This is a genomic window from Streptomyces sp. RLA123 (assembly GCF_056270165.1).
In genome coordinates this window covers 2671766-2693906 of sequence record NZ_JBWDOR010000003.1, presented here as the reverse complement: position 1 = coordinate 2693906, position 22141 = coordinate 2671766, and the positions used below count along the sequence as shown (strand labels likewise).

Sequence of the window (22141 nt, the reverse complement as noted above, 5' to 3'; positions counted from 1 at the left end):
GGGCCCGTCAGAGCACCGCGGAGATCAGTCCGAGCGGCGGGCTGCCGAGCTCCAGCAGGGACGTGTGGAACCGCTGCAAGGTGAAGTCCCGGCCCCACTCCCGCCGGGCCCGCTCGCGCAACCGCATGATCTCCAACTTGCCCCAGGTGTACCGCCCGTAGGCGGCGTCGAACGTTCCCCGGCGGGCCTCGGAGGCGGCGCCCGCGCGCGCGAGGTGGGCGTCGCGCATGAACCGCGAGGTGGCCTCCTCCAGCGTCATCGCCCCCGTGTGCAGTCCGATGGCGCAGACGAGCCGCGTGACGCGGACGAGCGCCTCGAGGGCCACGCCGATGGCGAAGCGCGGGTCGCGGGAGCGGAAGCCCTCCTCCAGGCAGACCTCCTCGGCGTAGTGGGCCCAGCCCTCGCAGAAGGAGAGCGAGTGCAGGACCCGCCGGACCTGGGTGGGTGCGTGCCGCAGCGCCCGGCCGTGGGCGAAGTGCCCGGGCGCGACCTCGTGCACGGTGATCGCGGGCAGGCTGGTGCGGCTGAAGACCGACAGCCATTCCTCGCGATCCTCCTCCGGCCAGTCCGGCTCCGGCGGGGTGACGTGGTACCAGGAGGCGCTGTCGGCCTCCTCCGGGGCGGCCCAGGTCATCATCGCCATGGACCAGCGCCGCGACGGCGGCGCGGGGCCCACGAGGCAGTCCCCGTCGAGCCACGGCACGAGTCCCCGGCGCCGGGTGAACTCGATGACCTCCTCGGTGAGCCGGGCGGCCTCGGGGATCACCCCCTCCGCGCCGGGATGGTCGGCGAGCAGCCGCGGGATCAGCTCGCCGACGGTGTGCTCCGGGTCGAGCTGCCGGCAGGACTCGGTCAACAGCTCGGTGAGCCGGTCGCGTTCGCGCTCCGCCTCCTCCGCGAGCGCGGACAGGTCCACCGGCAGACCCTCTTGACTGCCCATCAGCAGGGCGAGAGCCTCGCCGCCGAGCCGCGGGTCGGGGTCGCCGGTCTCGGCGGCGCGGGCGATGTGGTCCACCAGCCGGCGGTGCGCGGCGAGCGCGGGACCGGCCTCCGGCTCCTGCTCCGGGTCGAGGCCGGCGGCCAGCCCGCGGACCGCCCCGAGGAGTGCCCCGGCGACGGGCGCACTCACCCGGTCGAGGGACGCGACGGCCGCGTCCACCGCGTCCGGCCACTGCGCCAGATGCCGTCTGCGGGCCTCCGCGAGCTCCTCGTGCGACGCGTACTCCCGGTCGTAGGCGGTCAGTTCGAGGTTCGACAAATGGGGATAGGGATCACGCCGGTGCAGCTCCAGCTCGCCGTACTGGACCTTGAGGGTGTCCTCGAAGACCGACAAGTGCCGTTCGTCGTGCGTGTCCGGAAGGGCCGCTTCGCGGCGTCGCGCGTGGGTCAGCGCGGACAGGCCGCGGCGCACGCCGTCCGGTGACAGATCCTGGACCTGACCGTCGTACTCGTGTAGCCCTGCCATCTCCCTGACCACCGGGACCATGAGGTCGCACACCGCGCGCAGCCGATCATTCATGGGTCCGACGGTAGCGACTCGGGAGCACTCCCGGCGATCTGTCAACGCGCGTAACACCGTGGTAATAACGGGCGAACCGTCACCACATCACGGTTGCGCATACATTCACCGTCAGGTCTGGTGTGTGATCGCGGCCAGCATCCAGACTCACCCGCCAAGGGGGTTTCAAACCTCTGCTTTCACCTGCCACAGCACCTCAGCACCACCAGCACCATCGATGAGTAAAGCCGCTACAGCGGCGGGCGCGCGCCGGTAACCCGCCGGCGAGAGGGGTCAGTTTCACCATGACCGCACCGATAGAGACCACCGCTTCACAGACCGAGGCACCGCCGGAGGCTGTGCTGAGCGGGGCCACCCGGAGCCAGATCGAGGGACGTTCCCTCGGCCAGATCGCCTGGATGCGCTTCAAGCGTGACAAGGTGGCCGTGGCCGGTGGCATCGTCGTGATCCTCCTGGTGCTGCTGGCGGTACTTGCCAAGCCCATCGAGATGGTCTTCCATCTCGACCCCAACGCGTTCCACCAGGATCTGGTCGATGCCGAACTGCTGTCCCCCAAGGGCGGCTGGGGCGGCATGAGCTGGCACCACCCGCTGGGTGTGGACCCACAGTTCGGACGCGACATCCTGGCCCGCATCATCGAGGGCTCCTGGATCTCGCTCCTGGTCGCCACCGGCGCGACGATCCTCTCCAACGTGATCGGAACCGTTCTCGGCATCGTCGCCGGCTACTACGGCGGCTGGGTCGACAGCCTGATCAGCCGGATGATGGACATCTTCCTGGCGTTCCCGCTCCTGCTCTTCGCCATCTCCATCTCGGCCTCGCTGCAGGACGGCGCCTTCGGGCTGAACGGGCTGCCGCTGCGGATCTGCGTGCTGATCTTCGTCATCGGCTTCTTCAACTGGCCGTACATGGGACGCATCGTGCGCGGCCAGACCCTGAGCCTGAGGGAGCGCGAGTTCGTGGACGCGGCCCGCAGCCTCGGCGCCCGCGGGCCGTTCATCCTCTTCCGGGAACTGCTCCCCAACCTGGTGGCGCCGATCCTCGTCTACTCGACGCTGCTGATCCCGACCAACATCCTCTTCGAGGCGGCGCTGAGCTTCCTCGGGGTCGGTATCGCGCCGCCGCAGGCATCCTGGGGCAACATGCTGACCAGCGCGGTCGACGTGTTCCAGGCGGACCCGCAGTACATGTTCGTGCCGGGCCTGGCCATCTTCATCACCGTCTTGGCGTTCAACCTGCTGGGCGACGGGCTGCGAGACGCCCTCGACCCCCGCAGCAAGTGACTCGGCGCGCGGTCAATGCGCTCCGCAGTGCAGCAACATCACCGAATGAGGGGGCTTACCTCGGCATGAACAGCAGAAAAGCAACGGCCATCGTGGCGCTTGCCACGGCAATGGCCCTGGGCGCGTCGGCGTGCAGCAGTGGCAACAAGAGCGGCGGCTCGAGCAGCGGCAAGAGCACGGCCGCCAAGGACGCCGCGCTGACCCAGATCGTCAACAAGTCGGACAAGAAGGGGGGGACGGTCACGATGGAGGACTCCGACGTGCCGGACTCCCTGGACCCGGGCAACACGTACTACGGCTGGGTGCAGAACTTCTCCCGTCTGTACGGCCGCACTCTGCTGACGTTCAAGCCCGCCGCGGGCAAGGAGGGCCTCGAGCTCGTCCCGGACCTGGCCACCGGCCTGGGCAAGGCGTCCGCGGACGCCAAGACCTGGACCTACACCCTCCGTGACGGCGTCAAGTTCGAGGACGGCACTCCGGTCACGTCCAAGGACGTGAAGTACGCGGTCGAGCGCAGCAACTTCGCGCCCGAGGTCATGGCCAACGGCCCGACGTACTTCAAGGCCTACCTCGAGGGTGGCGACAAGTACCAGGGTCCGTACAAGGACAAGTCCCCCGAGGGCCTGAAGTCCATCGAGACCCCGGACGACAAGACCATCGTCTTCCACCTCAGCAAGCCCTTCGCGGACTTCGACTACCTGGCGACCTTCTCGCAGACGGCCCCCGTGCCGGCGGCGAAGGACACGGGCGCGACGTACGTCCAGCACATCCAGTCCACCGGCCCGTACAAGTTCTCCTCGTACACCGAGGGTTCGGGTGCCACGCTGGTCCGCAACCCGCAGTGGGACAAGGCGACGGACCCGATCCGTACGGCGCTGCCGGACAAGTTCGTGCTGAAGCTGAAGGTCAACCCGCTCACCATCGACAACAACCTGCTGGCCGACAACAGCACGGTCGACGGTGCCGGCGCCGGTGTGCAGCCGCAGACCCAGCCGAAGATCCTCACCAGCCCGAAGAACCTGAAGAACAGCGACAACTCCATCGCCGGTGCGACCTCGTACCTGGCGATGAACGTCAACGTCGCGCCGTTCGACAACGCCGACTGCCGCAAGGCCGTCCAGTGGGCGCTCGACAAGGCCTCGGTCCAGGCGGCCGCGGGTGGTGGCGTGAAGGGCGACGTCGCCTCCACGCTGATCCCGCCGTCGGTGAACGGCTTCAACAAGTTCAACCTGTACGAGACCCCGGGCGACAAGGGTGACGCGACCAAGGCCAAGGCGTCCCTGACCGCCTGCGGCAAGCCGAGCGGCTTCAGCACCACGCTGACGGCGCGCACGGACCGCCCGTCCGAGGTCGCCATGGCCACCGCGATCCAGGCCTCGCTCAAGAAGGTCGGCATCGACGCCAAGATCCAGACCTTCCCGGCCGGCAAGTACTTCTCGAACTACGTCGGTGTGCCGAGCTACGTGCACCAGCACAAGATCGGCCTGATGATGATGGCCTGGGGTGCCGACTGGCCGACCGGCTACGGCTTCCTCGACCAGATCGTCGACGGCTCCGCGATCAAGCCCTCGGGTGGCAACAACCTGATGGAGCTGAACGACCCGGCCATCAACAAGGCCCTGGCCGACGCGATCGCGAACACCGACTCCGCGGCCCGCACCAAGGCCTGGGGCGACATCGACAAGATGGTCATGGAGAACGCCTCGGTGGTGCCGCTGCTGTGGCGCAAGAACCTCCTCTACCGTCCGCCGTCGGCCACCAACGTCACGGTGACCCAGGCGTACCTCGGAATGTACGACTACCTGCTGATGGGTTCGTCCAAGTAATCGGAAGGCAGGTGAAGGCATCGGTGTCCCGCCGGACCGGGTGACCCCCCGGTCCGGCGGGCCCGACGCCGCACGGCTGTGGCTGCGTACATCATTCGACGCGTGTTCGCCGCGGTGATCCTGCTGCTGGTCGTCAGCGCAGTCACCTTTGCGATCTTCTTCCTGGTCCCCCGCCTGGGCGGCCAGACCACCACCCAGTTGGCGACCCAGTACGTGGGCAAGGACGCCAACCCCGCATCCATCGCAGCGGTCAAGAAGAACCTCGGGTTCGACCTGCCGCTGTACCAGCAGTACTGGCACTTCCTCAAGGGACTGGTCGTCGGCGCCGACTACAAGTTCGGCCCGGACGCCACCCACTGCAACGCCCCCTGTTTCGGCTACTCCTTCAAGTCCCATGTCGAGGTCTGGCCGCAGCTCAAGGACCGCATCCCGGTCTCCTTCTCGCTGGCCATCGGCGCGGCGGTCTTCTGGGTGATCAGCGGTGTGGCGGTGGGTGTGGTCTCCGCGCTCAAGCGGGGTTCGCTCTTCGACCGCCTCTCGATGGGTGTGGCCCTCGCGGGCGTCTCCCTCCCCATCTTCTTCACCGGCATCCTGGTGCTCGGTGTGTTCCAGTTCCAGATCCCGATCTGGGGGGACGGCATCAACTACGTGCCGTTCACCGAGAATCCGGCGGACTGGGCATGGAACCTGCTGCTTCCCTGGTGCACCCTCGCCTTCCTCTATTCCGCGCTGTACGCCCGGCTCACCCGGGCCGGAATGCTGGAGACGATGGGTGAGGACTACATCCGCACCGCGCGGGCCAAGGGCCTGCGGGAGCGCAAGGTCGTCGTCCGGCACGGTCTGCGGGCCGCGCTCACCCCGATCGTCACCATCTTCGGCATGGACTTCGGTCTGCTCATCGGCAGCGCGGTCATCACGGAGAACGTGTTCTCGTTCCATGGGATCGGCGCCTACGCCGTCTCCGGCGTCCAGGACAACGACCTGCCGATCGTGCTGGGTGTGACCCTGGTCGCCGCCTTCTTCATCGTCGTCTGCAATCTCCTGGTGGACCTTGTGTACGCCGCCATCGACCCCAGGGTGAGGTTCTCGTGAGCACCGCCGACAGCACCTCGAACGGCTCGTCCGGGGCCACGGAAGCCTCCTCGAAGGCTTCCGTGGAGGCCACGTCCGCGAAGGACGGTTCCGGCACGGAGACGGTCGTGGACACCGCGTCCCCCGAGGGCGTCGCGGCGGACGCCTCCGCCGGCGAGGAGGCCGCCGCTCCGGCGGCCGCCGTCCCGGCGCAGCAGCCCCGGGCGTCCCTGGCGGTCGGGGAGCCCGGGCCCGGCGTCCTCCCGGACGCCGACGGCGCGTTCCTCTCGGTGCGCGACCTGAAGATCCACTTCAACACCGACGACGGCCTGGTCAAGTCGGTGGACGGGCTGAGCTTCGACCTCCGGCGCGGCCGCACGCTCGGCATCGTCGGCGAGTCGGGTTCCGGCAAGTCGGTCACCTCACTCGGGATCATGGGTCTGCACCGCACGGCCAAGGCCACGATCTCCGGTGAGGTCTGGCTGGACGGCGAGGAGCTCATCGGGGCCGACCAGGACCATGTCAGGCGGCTGCGCGGCAGCAAGATGGCGATGATCTTCCAGGACCCGCTGTCCGCGATGCACCCCTACTACACGGTGGGCGCGCAGATCGTCGAGGCGTACCGGGTGCACCACGCGGTGAGCAAGAAGGCGGCCCGTGTCCGGGCCGTGGAGATGCTCGACCGGGTGGGCATCCCCGAGCCCGCCAAGCGCTTCGCGGACTACCCGCACCAGTTCTCCGGCGGTATGCGGCAGCGCGCGATGATCGCCATGGCGCTGTCCAACAACCCGGAGCTGCTGATCGCCGACGAGCCGACCACCGCGCTCGACGTCACCGTGCAGGCGCAGATCCTGGACCTCATCCGGGATCTGCAGAAGGAGTTCGGCTCCGCGGTCATCATGATCACCCACGACCTGGGCGTCGTGGCGGAGCTCGCCGACGACCTGCTGGTGATGTACGGCGGCCGGTGCGTGGAGCGCGGCAGCGCCGAGAAGGTGTTCTACGAGCCGCAGCACCCCTACACCTGGGGCCTGCTGGGCTCGATGCCGCGCATCGACCGCGAGCGCACGGACCGGCTGATCCCGGTCAAGGGGTCGCCGCCCAGCCTCATCAACGTGCCCTCCGGGTGCGCCTTCCACCCGCGCTGCCCGTACGCGGGGCTCACCGACGGCGCCAGCACCACGGTCGTGCCGGAGCTGCGCGATGTCGGCGCCGGGCACCTCGCGGCGTGCCACCTGCGTACGGCGGACCGGGAGCGCATCTGGACCGAAGAGATTGCGCCGAAGCTGTGAAAGGCCAGGAGATGACGATCCCCCAGGAGCCGACCGCCGACGGGTCGGATGCCCTGCTCAAGGTGAGCGGCCTGGTCAAGCACTTCCCGATCACCAAGGGTCTGCTGCGGCGTCAGGTCGGCGCGGTCAAGGCCGTCGACGGCATCGACTTCCACGTCAACGCGGGGGAGACCCTGGGTGTGGTGGGCGAGTCCGGCTGCGGCAAGTCCACCATGGGCCGGCTCATCACCCGGCTGCTCGAACCGACCAGCGGGACCGTCGAGTTCGACGGCCGGGACATCACGCACCTCGGCACGGGCCGTATGCGCCCGCTCCGCCGCGACGTGCAGATGATCTTCCAGGACCCGTACTCCTCGCTGAACCCGCGTCACACCGTCGGCACGATCGTCGGGGCGCCGTTCACGCTGCAGAAGGTGCAGACCGAGCACGGCATCAAGAAGGAAGTACAGAACCTTCTGGAGCTGGTCGGCCTCAACCCCGAGCACTACAACCGCTACCCGCACGAGTTCTCGGGCGGCCAGCGGCAGCGCATCGGCATCGCCCGCGCGCTGGCGCTCAAGCCGAAGCTCGTGGTGGCGGACGAGCCGGTCTCCGCGCTGGACGTCTCCATCCAGGCCCAGGTGGTCAACCTCCTGGACGACCTCCAGTCGGAGCTCGGCCTGACGTACGTGATCATCGCGCACGACCTGTCGGTCATCCGGCACGTGTCGGACCGCATCGCGGTCATGTACCTCGGCAAGGTCGTCGAGGTCGCCGACCGCGAAGACCTCTACACCAAGCCGATGCACCCGTACACCAACGCCCTGCTCTCCGCGGTGCCGGTGCCGGACCCCAAGCGCCGGACGGAGCGGGAGCGCATCCTGCTCACCGGTGACGTCCCGTCGCCGATCGCGCCGCCGCCGGGCTGCCGTTTCCACACCCGGTGCTGGAAGGCGACCGAGGTGTGCAAGACCACCGAGCCGCCGCTGGTCGCACTGGCCACCGGCCACCAGGTGGCCTGCCACCACCCCGAGAACGCCGGCGGGGAGTCCGGTGGCGGGACGGGACCCGCGCGGAAGGCCGCAGGAAAGGCCTGATCGACCCGACCGGCCCCCCGGCACAATGGGACCGGTGCACACCGAACTGTTCAGCCCCTCCGTCCAGCACACGCTCGACCTCGCCGGAATCTTCGTCTTCGCGATCTCCGGCGCACTGCTCGCCGTACGCAAGAACTACGACGTGTTCGGCATGGCGGTGCTCGCCGAGGTCACGGCGCTGGGCGGAGGGCTGATCAGGGACCTGATCATCGGGGCGGTCCCGCCGGCCGCCTTCACCGACCTCGGGTACTTCCTGACCCCCCTCATCGCGACCGCGGTGGTGTTCTTTCTCCACCCGCACGTGGAGCGGATCAACACCACCATCAGCGTCTTCGACGCCGCCGGGCTCGGCCTGTTCTGTGTGACCGGCACCACCAAGGCCTACGACCACGGCCTCAACCTCACCGCCTCCGCCACGCTCGGCCTCGCCACCGCGGTCGGCGGCGGTGTCCTGCGCGACCTGCTCGGCAACGAGGTGCCGTCCCTGCTGCGCTGGGACCGCGACCTGTACGCCGTGCCGGCCATCGCCGGGGCCTCCATCGTGGCCCTGCTCATCCACTTCGGGGCGCTGACCCCCGCCACCGGTGTCGTCGCCGTCGTGGTTGCCTTCGGGCTGCGGCTGCTGGCGATGCGCTTCCACTGGCGCGCCCCGCGCGCCTGGCACCGGCGCAGCCGGGCCGAGGAGGACGCCGCCGTGTGAGACGTGCCACGGCGCGTGCCGGACGGTGCCTGTCCTGCCCGGCACCAGGGTCCTGACGGGCCGCCGGGGCGGCTCCGCGCGGTCGGGGGACCCGTAGAATCGGGGTCACCATGGCCTACTTCGACCACGCCGCCACGACACCGATGCTGCCGGAAGCCATGGCGGCGATGACCGCGCATCTCGCCGTCACCGGCAATGCCTCCTCCCTCCACGCGGCCGGCAGACGGGCCCGGCGCACGGTGGAGGAGTCCCGCGAAGCACTGGCCGCGGCGCTCGGCGCCCGGCCCAGCGAGATCGTCTTCACCGGGGGCGGCACCGAGGCCGACAACCTCGCCGTCAAGGGCCTGTACTGGGCGCGGCGCGAGGCCGACCCGCGGCGCACGCGCGTGCTGGCCAGCCCCGTCGAGCACCACGCCGTCCTGGACGCCGTCGACTGGCTCGCCGAGCACGAGGGCGCGCGCGTGGAGTGGCTGCCCGTCGACGGATACGGGCGTGTGCACGCGGAAGCGCTGCGCGAGGCCATCGCCCGCGACCCGGACGATGTCGCCCTGGCCACCGTGATGTGGGCCAACAACGAGGTCGGCACGATCATGCCGATCAAGGAACTCAGCGCCGTCGCGCGGGAGTTCGGCGTACCCCTGCACTCCGACGCCGTCCAGGCGCTCGGCCAGGCCGAGGTGGACTTCGCGGCCTGCGGGCTCGACGCGATGACCGTCACCGGCCACAAGGTCGGCGGGCCCTACGGCGTGGGCGCCCTGGTGCTGCGCCGCGAGGTCGGCCCCGTGCCGCTGCTCCACGGCGGCGGCCAGGAGCGCGGCGTGCGCTCCGGCACGCTCGACGTTCCCGCGGTCGCCTCCTTCGCCGTCGCCGGCACGTCCGCGGCCGAGCGCCGCCAGGAGTTCACCCGGGACGTCGGCGCCCTGCGCGACGACCTCGTCGCCCGGGTCCGCGCCGCCGTTCCCGACGTCATCCTCAACGGCGACCCCGACCCGGAGGGCCGTCTCGCCTCCATCGCGCACTTCTCCTTCCCCGGCTGCGAGGGCGACTCCCTGCTCCTCCTGCTGGACGCCCAGGGGGTCGAGTGCTCCACCGGCTCCGCCTGCACCGCCGGTGTCCCCCAGCCCAGTCACGTCCTCCTCGCCACCGGCGCCGACCCCGACCTCGCCCGCGGCTCCCTGCGCTTCTCCCTCGGCCACACCTCCACCCCCGCCGACGTCGACGCCCTCGTGACCGCCATCACCCCGGTCGTCGCCCGCGCCCGCAGCGCCGGACTGTCCTGAGGCGCGCGTATTGTTGACAGCGCTATGACTGACTTCCCCGGTGCACCCACAGGCCCTGGCGACGGCCGTCGCCTCCGCGTGCTCGCCGCGATGAGCGGTGGAGTCGACTCGGCCGTCGCGGCCGCCCGTGCCGCCGAAGCGGGGCACGACGTGACCGGCGTGCACCTGGCGCTGTCCGCGAACCCCCAGTCGTTCCGTACCGGCGCGCGCGGCTGCTGCACGATCGAGGACAGCAACGACGCCCGCCGGGCCGCCGATGTGATCGGCATCCCCTTCTACATCTGGGACCTCGCCGAGCGTTTCCGCGCCGACGTCGTCGACGACTTCGTCGCCGAGTACGCCGCCGGCCGCACTCCCAACCCGTGCCTGCGCTGCAACGAGAAGATCAAGTTCGCGGCGCTGCTGGACAAGGCGATCGCCCTCGGCTTCGACGCCGTGTGCACCGGCCACTACGCCACGGTCCTCGTGGGCGACGACGGCAGCCGCGAGCTGCACCGCGCCTCCGACGCCGCCAAGGACCAGTCGTACGTTCTCGGCGTCCTGGACGAGCGGCAGCTGGCGCACGCGATGTTCCCGCTCGGCGACACCCTCACCACCAAGGGCGAGATCCGCGCCGAGGCGGCCCGCCGCGGTCTGTCCGTGGCGAAGAAGCCGGACAGCCACGACATCTGCTTCATCGCCGACGGCGACACCCAGGGCTTCCTCGCCCGGCGGCTCGGCACCGCCGAGGGCGACATCCTCGACGAGGACGGCAACCGCCTGGGCACCCACGACGGCGCCTACGGCTTCACCGTAGGCCAGCGCAAGGGCCTGCGGCTCGGCGTCCCGGCGGACGACGGCAAGCCCCGCTACGTCCTGGACATCTCTCCGGTGAACAACACCGTCACGGTCGGCCCCGCCGATGCCCTCGACGTCATCGCGCTCACCGCCATCCGCCCGCGCTGGTGCGGCACCGCGCCGGTCGTGGACGGTCCGCGGACGTACACCGCGCAGCTGCGCGCGCACGGCGAGGACGTGCCGGTCGTGGCGGAGCTGGCGGGGGAGGAGCTGCGCGTCCGCTTCACGGGCGATCCCGTCCGCGGGGTCGCGCCGGGTCAGGCGGTCGTGCTGTACGACGGCACCCGCGTGGTCGGCTCGGCCACCATCGCCGCCACCGAGCGCCGCGCCCGCGCCGCCGCCCCGGCCTGACCGGACCGGACCGGACCGGGGCACCGCCTCCGTCGGACGCCCGGTGCGGCCCGGTGATGCGGAAGACTGGCCCGTATGAACATCTGTGTCTTCCTCTCCGCCGCCGACCTGGACGCCCGCTACACGGAACCGGCCCGCAGATTCGCCGAGTTGATCGGCAAGGGCGGCCACACGCTGGTGTGGGGCGGCTCGGACGTGGGCCTGATGAAGCTGGTGGCCGACGGGGTGCAGGAGCACGGCGGCCTGCTGGTCGGGGTCTCCGTGACGTTCCTGGCGGCCAAGGCCCGCAAGGACGCCGACGAGATGGTGATCGCCGCGGACCTCGCCGAGCGCAAGGCGGAGCTGCTGGCCCGCGCCGACGCTGTCGTGATCATGGTGGGCGGCACCGGCACGCTGGACGAGGCCACCGAGATCCTGGAGCTGAAGAAGCACGGCCTGCACGCCAAGCCGGTCGTCCTGCTCAACACCGCGGGCTTCTACGACGGGCTCAAGCAGCAGTTCCAGCGCATGGACGCGGAGGGCTTCCTGCCGCTGCCCTTGACCGACCTGGTGTTCTTCGCGGAGGACGAGGTCGCGGCGCTGGCATATCTGGAGGAGGCCGCGGGCGTCGTGTGAGCCCAGGTGATGCGAGCATGGGGCCATGTCGATTCACCTGATCACCGGAGCCGGTTCCGGCATCGGCGCCGCCGTGGCGCGGCGCCTGCTCGACCGCGGCGACGAGCTGTGGCTGCTGGCCCGCAACGCCGGACGCGCCAAGGAGCTGGCCGACAGCCTCCCCGGCGCCCGTACGCTCGTCGGGGACCTGGCCGAACCCGAGCGGCTGTCGTGGGCGCTGGGCCACCAGGAGCCGCCGGACCGGCTGGACTCCCTGCTGCACGTGGCGGGCGTGGTGGACCTCGCCCCGGTCGGCGAGCTGACCCCGAAGATCTGGAACCAGACCCTCGCGGCCAACCTCGTCGGCCCCGCCGAGCTGACCCGTCTCCTGCTGCCCCAACTGCGGCTCTCCCGCGGGCACGTGGTGTTCGTCAATTCCGGCGCCGGCCTCAACGCCCACGCGCAGTGGGGCGCCTACGCGGCCAGCAAGCACGGCCTCAAGGCGCTCGCGGACTCGCTGCGCGAGGAGGAGCACGCCGACGGGGTGCGGGTGACCTCCGTCTACCCGGGGCGCACCGCGACGCCCATGCAGGCCAAGGTGCACCAGCAGGAGGGCAAGCCGTACGACGCCTCCCGCTGGATCGACCCGGAGTCGGTCGCGACGGCGATCCTGACCGCCGTCGACCTCCCGCGCGACGCCGAGGTCAACGACCTGACGATCCGCCCGGGAGCCTGACCGGTGGCGATGGGTGAGGAGATGCGGTTCGTACTGCCCCCGGGCACGGCCACCGGCGTCGGCTCCCTGCCGGGCGGGGACGCGCGGGAGGCCGCGCGCACCGCGACAGGCGCGGTGGAGGCGCTGCCGTTCCTGCCGGAACTGCCCGCGCGCGGCCCCGGCGCCGACATGATCGGGCGCAGCCTCGGCATGCTCGTCGAGCTGTACGCGCGGGTGGAGCCCAGCGGCTGGCGGTTCGGGGACCGGCCGGGCCGCGACACCCGGCGCGCCAAGGCGTGGCTGGGTGAGGACCTGGACGCGCTGGAGGAGTTCACCCAGGGCTACCTGGGCCCGCTGAAGATCCAGGCGGTCGGCCCGTGGACGCTTGCGGCGGCGGTCGAGCTGAAGAACGGCGAGGCGGCCCTGTCCGACCCGGGCGCCTGCCGCGACCTGGCGGAGTCGCTCGGCGAGGGACTGCGGCTGCACGTCGAGGACGTGCGCCGCCGGATCCCGGGGGTGCGTCCCGTGCTTCAGCTGGACGAGCCGTCGCTGACCGCCGTGCTGCGCGGGCAGGTCAGGTCGGCCAGCGGCTACCGGACGCACCGCGCGGCCGACCGCGGTGCGGTCGAGGGCGCGCTGCGGGACGTCATGGCCGCGGTGGGCGGCGTACCGGTGATCGTGCACTCGTGTGCGCCGGACGTGCCGTTCGCGCTGCTGCGGCGGGCCGGGGTGGCCGGGGTGTCGTTCGATTTCTCGCTACTCACGGAGCGTGACTGGGACGCCTTCGGGGAGGCGGCCGAGGCGGGGACCGCGCTCTTCACCGGTGTCGTGCCCGGCACCGACGCCCCATTGTCGGACCCTGCCGGTAGCGTCAGTGGTGTTCGGGCGCTGTGGCGCAGGCTGGGGCTGTCCCCGGAGGCACTGGGCACTTCCGTGGCGGTCACCCCGTCCTGCGGTCTGGCAGGGGCCTCCCCGGCCTATGCCCGTGCCGCGCTCACGCACTGCGCGAAGGCGGCACGCTCGCTCGTCGACAACCCTGAGTGAGCCCTGAGTGAGGAAGGACGTGTACGTGGAGAACTCCGAGATCCCCGAGGGCGCCAGGAACGAGGACGTGCCGGCGAAGGCGCGCGAACTGCACGCCTCGCTGGCCGAGCAGGTCGAGGAGCACCGCTTCCGCTACTACGTCAAGGACCAGCCGGTCGTCAGCGACGCCGACTTCGACAAGCTCCTGCGGCAGTTGGAGGCACTGGAGGACGAGTACCCCTCGCTGCGCACCCCGGACTCGCCGACCCAGAAGGTCGCCGGCGCCTACGCGACCGAGTTCACCTCGGTCGAGCACCGCGAGCGCATGCTCTCCCTGGACAACGCCTTCACCGAGGAGGAGCTCGACGCCTGGGCGGACCGGCTCGCCGGCGAGCTCGGCCCCCGGCCGGAGGCGGCGGCAACTACCACTTCCTGTGCGAGCTCAAGGTCGACGGCCTCGCCGTCAACCTCACGTACGAGGACGGGCGCCTGGTGCGCGCCGCCACCCGCGGCGACGGCCGCTCCGGCGAGGACATCACGCCCAATGTGCGCACGATCGCCGATATCCCCGACCGGCTGACGGGGGACCGGGTGCCCGCCCTGGTCGAGATCCGCGGCGAGGTCTTCTTCCCCATGGAGGAGTTCGAGGAGCTCAACGCCCGCCTGGTCGAGGCGGGCGACAAGCCCTTCGCCAACCCCCGCAACGCCGCCGCCGGTTCCCTGCGCCAGAAGGACCCGCGGGTCACCGCGAGCCGGCCGCTGCACATGGTGGTGCACGGTATCGGCGCCCGCGAGGGGTTCACGATCGACTGCCAGTCGCACGCCTACGAGCTGCTGCACGGGTGGGGCCTGCCCACCACCAAGTACGCCCGCGTCGTGGACACGATCGCCGGGGTCAAGGAGGCCATCGCCTACTACGGCGAGCACCGCCACGACGTCGAGCACGAGATCGACGGCATCGTCGTCAAGGTGGACGAGATCCCGCTGCAGGGCCGGCTCGGCTCCACCGCCCGCGCGCCGCGGTGGGCCATCGCCTGGAAGTACGCCCCGGAGGAGGTCAACACCAAGCTGGTCGACATCCGGGTCGGCGTCGGACGCACGGGCCGGGTGACGCCGTACGCCGTGGTCGAGCCGGTCACGGTCGCCGGCTCCGAGGTCGAGTTCGCCACCCTGCACAACCAGGACGTGGTCAAGGCCAAAGGTGTGCTGATCGGTGACACGGTCGTACTGCGCAAGGCGGGCGACGTCATCCCCGAGATCCTCGGACCGGTCGTGGACCTGCGCGACGGCAGCGAGCGCGCGTTCGTCATGCCCGCGCAGTGCCCGGAGTGCGGCACCGCGCTCCGGCCGATGAAGGAGGGCGACATCGACCTCCGCTGCCCCAACGCGCGGGGCTGCCCGGCGCAGATCCGGGAACGGGTGTTCTATCTGACCGGTCGCAGGTGCCTGGACATCGAGAACTTCGGCTACGTCGCCTCCGCCGCGCTGACCGGTCCGCTGGAGCCCGCCGACCCGCCGCTGCGCGACGAGGGCGACCTGTTCGACCTCACCCCCGAACAACTGCTGCCCATCCGCGCCCATGTCCTGGACCAGAACAGCGGCCTGCCCAAGCGCGACCCGAAGACGGGTCAGGAGAAGGTCGTCCCGGTCTTCGCCAACCAGCAGGGCGAACTGAAGAAGAACGCGGTGGCCATGCTGGAGAACATCCAGAAGGCCAAGGAGCAGCCGCTCGCCCGCATCATCGCCGGGTTGTCGATCCGTCACGTCGGCCCCGTCGCCGCCGAGGCGCTCGCCCGCGAGTTCCGCGACCTGGACGCCGTCTTCGCCGCGGACGAGGAGCGGCTGGCCGGCGTGGACGGGGTCGGCGGGATCATCGCCGCCTCCCTCAAGCAGTGGCACGAGGAGGAGTGGCACCGCGAGATCCTGCGCAAGTGGAAGGCGGCCGGTGTCCGCTTCACCGAGGAGGGCTCGGAGGAGGGGCCGCGTCCCCTGGAAGGGCTGACCGTGGTCGTCACCGGCACCCTCGCCACGCACACCCGCGACGGCGCGAAGGACCAACTGACCGGCCGCGGCGCCAAGGTCACCGGCTCGGTGTCCAAGAAGACCGACTTCGTGGTGGTCGGCGACAGCCCCGGCTCCAAGTACGACAAGGCCGTGCAGCTCAAGGTGCCGATCCTGGACGAGGCCGGGTTCGCCGTCCTGCTGGAGCAGGGCGCCGACGCCGCCCGGGAGGCCGCCGTGAACCCCGCCGAGTGACGTCCCATCACCACCCGTTCGGCCCATACCAGAACGATCCGGGTGGCTGGGGTCCATTCGGGCAACCCCCGCCGATCGGTGCCCGTGACAGCCTTTCGCGGCCTACTGTTGAGAGACGCGCCTTCCGGGCATCAGCCCTGCAGCAGTTCCACGGCTCCACGCCGCGGGCAGGGCGTGTGGTTCGACGGCACACGCGGCTGCGAGAGGGACGGCATGGAACCGACGGACGGCGCCGGACCGGCGCCACGGCTGCGCAGGCAGACCGTGCCGGTGCTGCCCGCCGCGGCGCTGCGGTACGCGGTCGTCGGCGCGGCCACGGCGGCCCTTCTCGTGGGCGTCGTCCGGATGGTGCTGGACGGCGCCGCGTTCTTCCCCGGCGGTGACGTGGGCTGGGCGTTCGCCGTTCTCACCGGCATCATCGTCGGGCACCTCGTCGCGATGGGCCGCGACCGCTGGTGGGGCGGCACCGGCTCCGGCGCCGCCCTGACCCTGGCGATGCTGCTGCTCTACGGCTGGGTGCCCGCGGTCCTGGTCAGCCTGGCCGTCGTGGTGCTGGTCGGCACGGCCCGCCGGCACCGCTGGCGGCAGGCACTGCTGCACGGCGCCGTGGACATCCTCGGCATCGGCGCCGCCTCGCTCGCGCTGTCCGGGTTCGGAATCCACCCGACCGTCGAAGGCCCCTGGCAACCCGCCACTTGGGGGATGGGAGCGATCCCTTCGGTCTTCGGCGCCGCCCTCGCCTACCTGGCTGCTACCCGGACCCTCCTGTGGTATGCGATCGTGCCGCGCGCCGGCGCCCTGCCGACGGTGGCCAGGACCGCCCTGATACGCCAGGGCTTCGTCGGTGTGGCGCTGCTCGGGATCTCCCCGCTGATCATCATCGTGGCGGCCGATCTGCCGCTGCTGCTGCCGCTGTTCGCCGTGCCGCTCATCGCACTGGACTCCACCTTGTGGATCGCCCACGCACGTGCCGAGGAGCAGTTGCGCGATCCGCTGACCGGACTGCCGAACCGTCAGTGGCTGCTGGAACGCACCTGGACCGCGCTCGACGACGCCGACCGCGCGGGCGAACGGACCGCGCTCGTCCTGATCGACCTCGACAAGTTCCGCTCCGTCAACGACACCCTCGGCCACATGGCCGAGCGACCGCCTGCTGCTGCAGATCGCCGACCGGCTGCGGCTGGCCCTGCCGCGCGGCGCCGAGGCGGCCCGGCTCGGCGGCGACGAGTTCGCCGTCCTCCTCCCCACCTGCGACTCGCCCACCCGCGCCCAGCGCATCGCCCGGACCCTGGTCGCGGCGCTCGGCTCACCGCTCAGCCTCGACGGCCTGACCCTGGTGCTGGAGGCCAGCGCCGGGGTCGCCGTCTTCCCCGACCACGCCTCCGACGCCGAGGGACTGCTGCGCCGCGCCGACGTCGCGATGTACCAGGCGAAACGTGACCGCAGCGGGGTCGAGGTCTACGAGTCCTCCCGCGACGGCAACACACCCGACCGGCTGGGCCTCCTCGGCGACCTGCGCCGCGCCCTGGACCGGGGCGAGGTCGAGCTCCACTACCAGCCCAAGGTGCGCTTCGACGGGCAGGTCGCCGGGCTGGAGGCGCTCGTGCGCTGGGTGCATCCCGAGCGGGGGAGGGTGAGCCCCGAGGAGTTCATAGCCATCGCCGAGACCTCCGGGCTGATGCTGCAACTGACCGAGTACGTCCTGGAGACCGCGCTCGGCCAGGTCGCCCGCTGGCGTGCGATGGGCCTCGACGTGCCCGTGGCGGTCAACGTCTCCCCGCGTGACGTCCACTCGCCGGGCTTCGCCGGGGCCGTCGCGGCCCGGCTGGCCCGGCACGGAGTCCCGCCGGGGGCACTGCAACTGGAGATCACCGAGCACGTGCTCCTGGACGACCCGCAGCGCGCGGCGGACACGATGGCCGGGCTCACCGGGCACGGCGTGAAGATGTCCCTGGACGATTTCGGCACCGGCTACTCCTCGCTGGTCCACCTGCGGCGCCTGCCGGTGAGCGAACTCAAGATCGACCGCTCGTTCGTCGCCCGCCTCGTGGTCGACGCCGAGGACGCGGAGATCGTGCGCTGCACGATCGACCTCGCGCACTCCCTCGGCCTCCTCGTCGTGGCGGAGGGCGTCGAGGACGACAGGACCTGGGAGCGCCTGCGCGACCTCGGCTGCGACGCCATCCAGGGATGGCTCGTCGCCGCCGCCATGCCCCCGGACGAGGCCACCGCCTGGCTCCGGCTGCGCAGCCACGTCGGCTGGCACCGCCCCGCCGAGCTGGAAGCCGCCAAGGAGCGCGCCGCCGTCCCCGACGCCCAGTGACCTGGCTGCTTGCGCCCGGGCGGCCTACTGCCACGCCCCGGGAAAGCGGCGCCTCATTCCCGTTCGCCGCAGGGGCGTCACGGGCCCCAGGGGCGGCGGGAGGGACCCGCGGACGGCGGGAAGCGCAAACCGTTTCGCCCCCGGGGCGCCCGCGCCCATAGGATTGGGCGCGAAAAGACCGAACTCACCCCCAGAGGATCGCTGCATGCCAGGCATCACGCGCGAGGAGGTCGCCCACCTCGGACGGCTGTCGCGTCTTGAGCTGAAGGACGAAGAGCTCGACCACTTCGCCGGACAGCTCGACGCCATCATCGGCGCGGTCGCCCGCGTCGCCGAGGTGGCCGGCGAGGACGTACCGCCGACCTCCCACCCGCTGCCGCTGACGAATGTCATGCGCCCTGACGAGGTCCGGCCCAGCCTGACCCCGGCGGAGGCGCTGTCCGGCGCCCCCGCACAGGAGCAGCAGCGTTTCAAGGTGCCGCAGATCCTGGGGGAGGACTGATCACGATGAGCGAACTGACCAGGCTCACCGCCGCGGAGACCGCGGCCGCCGTCGCATCCGGCCAGACCTCCGCCGTGGAGGTCGCCAAGGCCCATCTGGACCGCATCGCCGCGGTCGACGAGAAGGTGCACGCCTTCCTGCACGTGGACACCGAGGGCGCCCTGAAGGCGGCCAAGGCCGTCGACGACAAGCGCGCCGCGGGCGAGAAGCTGGGCCCCCTCGCGGGCGTCCCGCTGGCCCTGAAGGACATCTTCACCACCAAGGGCATCCCGACGACCGTCGGCTCCAAGATCCTCCAGGGCTGGATCCCGCCGTACGACGCGACGCTGACCGCCCGCCTCAAGCAGGCCGGCATCGTCATCCTCGGCAAGACCAACATGGACGAGTTCGCCATGGGGTCCTCCACCGAGAACAGCGCCTACGGCCCGACCGGCAACCCGTGGGACCTGACCCGGATCCCCGGCGGTTCCGGCGGCGGCTCCTCCGCCGCCCTCGCCTCCTTCCAGGCCCCGCTGGCCATCGGCACCGACACCGGCGGCTCCATCCGCCAGCCGGCCGCCGTCACCGGCACCGTCGGCGTCAAGCCGACCTACGGCGGTGTCTCCCGCTACGGCATGGTGGCGTTCAGCTCCTCCCTGGACCAGGGCGGCCCCTGCGCCCGCACCGTGCTGGACGCCGCGCTGCTGCACGAGGTCATCGCGGGCTACGACCCGATGGACTCCACCTCCATCGACGCGCCGGTCCCGCCGGTCGTCGAGGCCGCGCGCAACGCCGACGTCAAGGGCATGCGGGTCGGCGTCGTCAAGGAGTTCGCGGGCGAGGGCTACCAGGCCGGCGTCATGGAGCGGTTCAACGAATCCGTCGAGCTGCTGCGCGAGCTCGGCGCCGAGGTCGTGGAGCTGTCCTGCCCGTCGTTCCAGTACGCGCTGGCCGCGTACTACCTGATCGCGCCGTCCGAGGCCTCGTCCAACCTGGCCCGCTTCGACGGCCTGCGCTACGGCCTGCGCGTCGGTGACGACGGCACCCGCAGCGCCGAGGACGTCACCGCCCTCACCCGCGAGGCCGGCTTCGGTCCGGAGGTCAAGCGCCGGATCATGCTCGGCACGTACGCGCTCAGCTCCGGCTACTACGACGCGTACTACGGCAGCGCCCAGAAGGTCCGCACCCTGATCTCGCGGGACTTCGAGCGTGCCTTCGGGCAGGTCGACGTGGTGATCTCGCCGACCACCCCGACCACCGCCTTCCCGATCGGGGAGCGCGTGGACGACCCCATGGCGATGTACCTCGCCGACCTGTGCACCATCCCGGCCAACCTGGCGGGCAACTCCGCCATGTCCGTGCCCTGCGGCCTCGCGTCCGAGGACGGGCTCCCTGTCGGGCTGCAGATCATCGCCCCGGCCATGGCCGACGACCGGCTCTACCGTGTCGGTGCGGCCGTCGAGGCGGCGTTCACCGCACGCTGGGGGCACCCGCTGCTGGAGGAGGCACCGATCCTGTGAGCGTCGCACACACGGCCGCTGAGCCGCAGACGAGCACGAAAGCCGCACCTCTTCGCCGTGCGGGCGGAGAAGCGAGCGAAGAGGAGGCGCAGTGAGCAAGCTCGAGAAGGCCAAGGGCTTCAAGAAGGGCAAGTCCGGCACCTACCTGTCCATCGGCACCACGCTCTTCGGCGCGGTCAGTGTCGCGCGGCAGCTGAAGAAGAGCCGGGCCGAGAGCGACACGCTGCTGCTGATCGACGCGGTCGTCAGCGCCGCGGCCATCGCGACCGGAGTCGCCCTGCTGGTCCGCCAGTTGCGCCGCCTCGGCGACGGCGGCGACCACGACGTTTTGTCATCCTGACGGGGAACTGAGAGGTATCAACACTGTGACCGTCACGGACCTGGTGTCGTACGAGGACGCGCTCGCGTCCTATGACCCGGTGATGGGCCTTGAGGTCCACGTCGAGCTCGGCACCAAGACGAAGATGTTCTGCGGCTGCGCGACCACCCTGGGCGCGGAGCCGAACAGCCAGGTGTGCCCGGTGTGCCTGGGCATGCCCGGCGCGCTCCCGGCCGTCAACGCGGGCGGTATCGAGTCCGCCATCAAGATCGGTCTCGCGCTCAACTGCGAGATCGCCGAGTGGTGCCGCTTCGCCCGGAAGAACTATTTCTATCCGGACATGCCGAAGAACTTCCAGACCTCCCAGTACGACGAGCCGATCGCCTTCAACGGCTACCTCGACGTGCAGCTGGAGGACGGCGAGGTCTTCCGTGTGGAGATCGAGCGCGCCCACATGGAGGAGGACACCGGCAAGTCGACCCACGTGGGCGGCGCCACCGGCCGCATCCACGGCGCCTCGCACTCGCTGCTGGACTACAACCGGGCCGGCATCCCGCTGATCGAGATCGTCACCAAGCCGATCGAGGGCGCCGGCGAGCGCGCGCCCGAGGTCGCCAAGGCGTACGTCACCGAGCTGCGCGAGCTGATCAAGGCGCTGGGCGTCTCCGAGGCCCGCATGGAGATGGGCCAGATGCGCTGCGACGTGAACCTGTCGCTGCGGCCCATCGGCCGTGAGAAGTTCGGCACCCGCAGCGAGACCAAGAACGTCAACTCGCTGCGCAGCGTCGAGCGGGCCGTGCGCTTCGAGGTCCAGCGGCACGCGGCGGTGCTCTCCTCGGGCGGCACGATCGTCCAGGAGACCCGGCACTTCCACGAGGACACCGGTTCCACCACCTCCGGCCGCATCAAGGAGGAGGCGGAGGACTACCGGTACTTCCCGGAGCCCGATCTCGTCCCCGTGGCCCCGGCCCGGGAGTGGGTCGAGGAACTGCGTGCGGGCCTGCCCGAGCTGCCGCGCGTGCGGCGCAAGCGCCTCCAGGAGGGCTGGGGCATCTCGGACCACGAGATGCAGTCGGTGCTCAACGCGGGCGCGATCGACCCGATCGTCGCCACCATCGAGGCCGGGGCCGACTCGGCCTCCGCCCGCAAGTGGTGGATGGGCGAGCTGGCCCGCCGCTCCAACGAGGACGGCGTCGAGCTGACCGCCCTGCCGATCACCCCCGCCCAGGTGGCCCGGGTGTCGGCGCTGGTGGCCGAGGGCTCGCTCAACGACAAACTGGCCCGCCAGGTCATCGAGGGCGTGCTGGACGGCGAGGGCGAGCCGGACGAGGTCGTCGACAAGCGCGGTCTGAAGGTCGTCTCGGACGAGGGCGCGCTCGGCGCCGCCGTGGACGAGGCCATCGCGGCCAACGCGGCGGTCGCCGACAAGATCCGCGGCGGCAACCTGGCCGCGGCCGGCGCGCTCATCGGTGCCGTCATGAAGATCACCCGTGGCCAGGCGGACGCCAAGCGCGTCCGCGAACTGGTGCTGGAGAGGCTCGGCGTACAGGGCTGATCCCCGCGCGGCCGGTACGGCCGGCGCGGCAACGCAGGAAGGGGCGGGCTCCCGTTGGCGGGGGCCCGCCCCTTCGGCGTTGTCGCAGGTCCACGGGCGATAAGGCCGCGATAAATTCCC

At 71.1% G+C, this 22141-nt stretch carries 16 protein-coding genes and 2 pseudogenes; 17 read left to right on the top strand and 1 reads right to left on the bottom strand.

Annotation, left to right across the window (positions count from 1 at the left end; all coding sequences use genetic code 11):
* Positions 1–7: 7 nt before the first annotated feature.
* Positions 8–1519, bottom strand: coding sequence for a DUF885 family protein (locus RV983_RS12015; protein WP_475985786.1), 1512 nt, complete (start codon positions 1517–1519; stop codon positions 8–10).
* A gap of 284 nt (positions 1520–1803) precedes the next feature.
* Between RV983_RS12015 and RV983_RS12010 the strand changes: the two genes are divergently transcribed.
* The 17 genes and pseudogenes from RV983_RS12010 (at position 1804) to gatB (ending at position 22021) form a co-directional block, all read left to right on the top strand.
* Positions 1804–2802 (top strand): ABC transporter permease, encoded by a 999-nt coding sequence (locus RV983_RS12010; RefSeq protein ID WP_475985785.1) that lies wholly within the window; start codon positions 1804–1806, stop codon positions 2800–2802.
* Between the two features lie 65 nt (positions 2803–2867).
* A complete protein-coding gene (locus RV983_RS12005; protein ID WP_475985784.1) occupies positions 2868–4628 on the top strand; it encodes an ABC transporter substrate-binding protein in 1761 nt (586 codons plus the stop codon).
* Positions 4629–4706: 78 nt separating this feature from the next.
* Entirely contained in the window at positions 4707–5720 is a 1014-nt protein-coding gene (locus RV983_RS12000; RefSeq protein WP_475985783.1) for an ABC transporter permease, read from the top strand.
* A gap of 209 nt (positions 5721–5929) precedes the next feature.
* Positions 5930–6991, top strand: a complete 1062-nt coding sequence (locus RV983_RS11995; protein WP_475990291.1) for an ABC transporter ATP-binding protein — start codon at positions 5930–5932, stop codon at positions 6989–6991.
* 11 nt (positions 6992–7002) lie between these two features.
* Entirely contained in the window at positions 7003–8067 is a 1065-nt protein-coding gene (locus RV983_RS11990; RefSeq protein WP_475985782.1) for an ABC transporter ATP-binding protein, read from the top strand.
* A 34-nt stretch (positions 8068–8101) separates the two neighbouring features.
* The gene (locus RV983_RS11985; protein ID WP_475985781.1) at positions 8102–8767 is read left to right on the top strand and encodes a trimeric intracellular cation channel family protein; all 666 of its coding nucleotides are present in this window, start codon (positions 8102–8104) and stop codon (positions 8765–8767) included.
* A 110-nt stretch (positions 8768–8877) separates the two neighbouring features.
* Positions 8878–10047: a cysteine desulfurase family protein gene (locus RV983_RS11980; RefSeq protein ID WP_475985780.1), complete on the top strand. Its 1170-nt coding sequence runs from the start codon at positions 8878–8880 to the stop codon at positions 10045–10047.
* Between the two features lie 24 nt (positions 10048–10071).
* Positions 10072–11235 carry a tRNA 2-thiouridine(34) synthase MnmA gene (gene mnmA, locus RV983_RS11975; protein WP_475985779.1) on the top strand — a complete coding sequence of 388 codons (1164 nt, stop codon included), beginning with the start codon at positions 10072–10074 and terminating at the stop codon, positions 11233–11235.
* 75 nt (positions 11236–11310) lie between these two features.
* Positions 11311–11850: an LOG family protein gene (locus RV983_RS11970; RefSeq protein WP_475985778.1), complete on the top strand. Its 540-nt coding sequence runs from the start codon at positions 11311–11313 to the stop codon at positions 11848–11850.
* A 25-nt stretch (positions 11851–11875) separates the two neighbouring features.
* The gene (locus RV983_RS11965; RefSeq protein WP_475985777.1) at positions 11876–12565 is read left to right on the top strand and encodes an SDR family oxidoreductase; all 690 of its coding nucleotides are present in this window, start codon (positions 11876–11878) and stop codon (positions 12563–12565) included.
* 9 nt (positions 12566–12574) lie between these two features.
* Positions 12575–13588 (top strand): methionine synthase, encoded by a 1014-nt coding sequence (locus RV983_RS11960; protein WP_475990290.1) that lies wholly within the window; start codon positions 12575–12577, stop codon positions 13586–13588.
* 40 nt (positions 13589–13628) lie between these two features.
* Positions 13629–15823: pseudogene (gene ligA / locus RV983_RS11955) on the top strand (NAD-dependent DNA ligase LigA).
* A 213-nt stretch (positions 15824–16036) separates the two neighbouring features.
* Positions 16037–18146, top strand: a pseudogene (locus RV983_RS11950) (putative bifunctional diguanylate cyclase/phosphodiesterase).
* A 205-nt stretch (positions 18147–18351) separates the two neighbouring features.
* The gene (gene gatC, locus RV983_RS11945) at positions 18352–18648 is read left to right on the top strand and encodes an Asp-tRNA(Asn)/Glu-tRNA(Gln) amidotransferase subunit GatC (RefSeq protein WP_319659825.1); all 297 of its coding nucleotides are present in this window, start codon (positions 18352–18354) and stop codon (positions 18646–18648) included.
* A gap of 5 nt (positions 18649–18653) precedes the next feature.
* Positions 18654–20147, top strand: coding sequence for an Asp-tRNA(Asn)/Glu-tRNA(Gln) amidotransferase subunit GatA (gene gatA / locus RV983_RS11940; protein WP_475985776.1), 1494 nt, complete (start codon positions 18654–18656; stop codon positions 20145–20147).
* A gap of 91 nt (positions 20148–20238) precedes the next feature.
* Positions 20239–20487, top strand: coding sequence for a hypothetical protein (locus tag RV983_RS11935; protein ID WP_475985775.1), 249 nt, complete (start codon positions 20239–20241; stop codon positions 20485–20487).
* A gap of 25 nt (positions 20488–20512) precedes the next feature.
* Complete coding sequence (gene gatB / locus RV983_RS11930; protein WP_475985774.1) at positions 20513–22021, top strand: Asp-tRNA(Asn)/Glu-tRNA(Gln) amidotransferase subunit GatB; 1509 nt, start codon at positions 20513–20515, stop codon at positions 22019–22021.
* Positions 22022–22141: the final 120 nt, after the last annotated feature.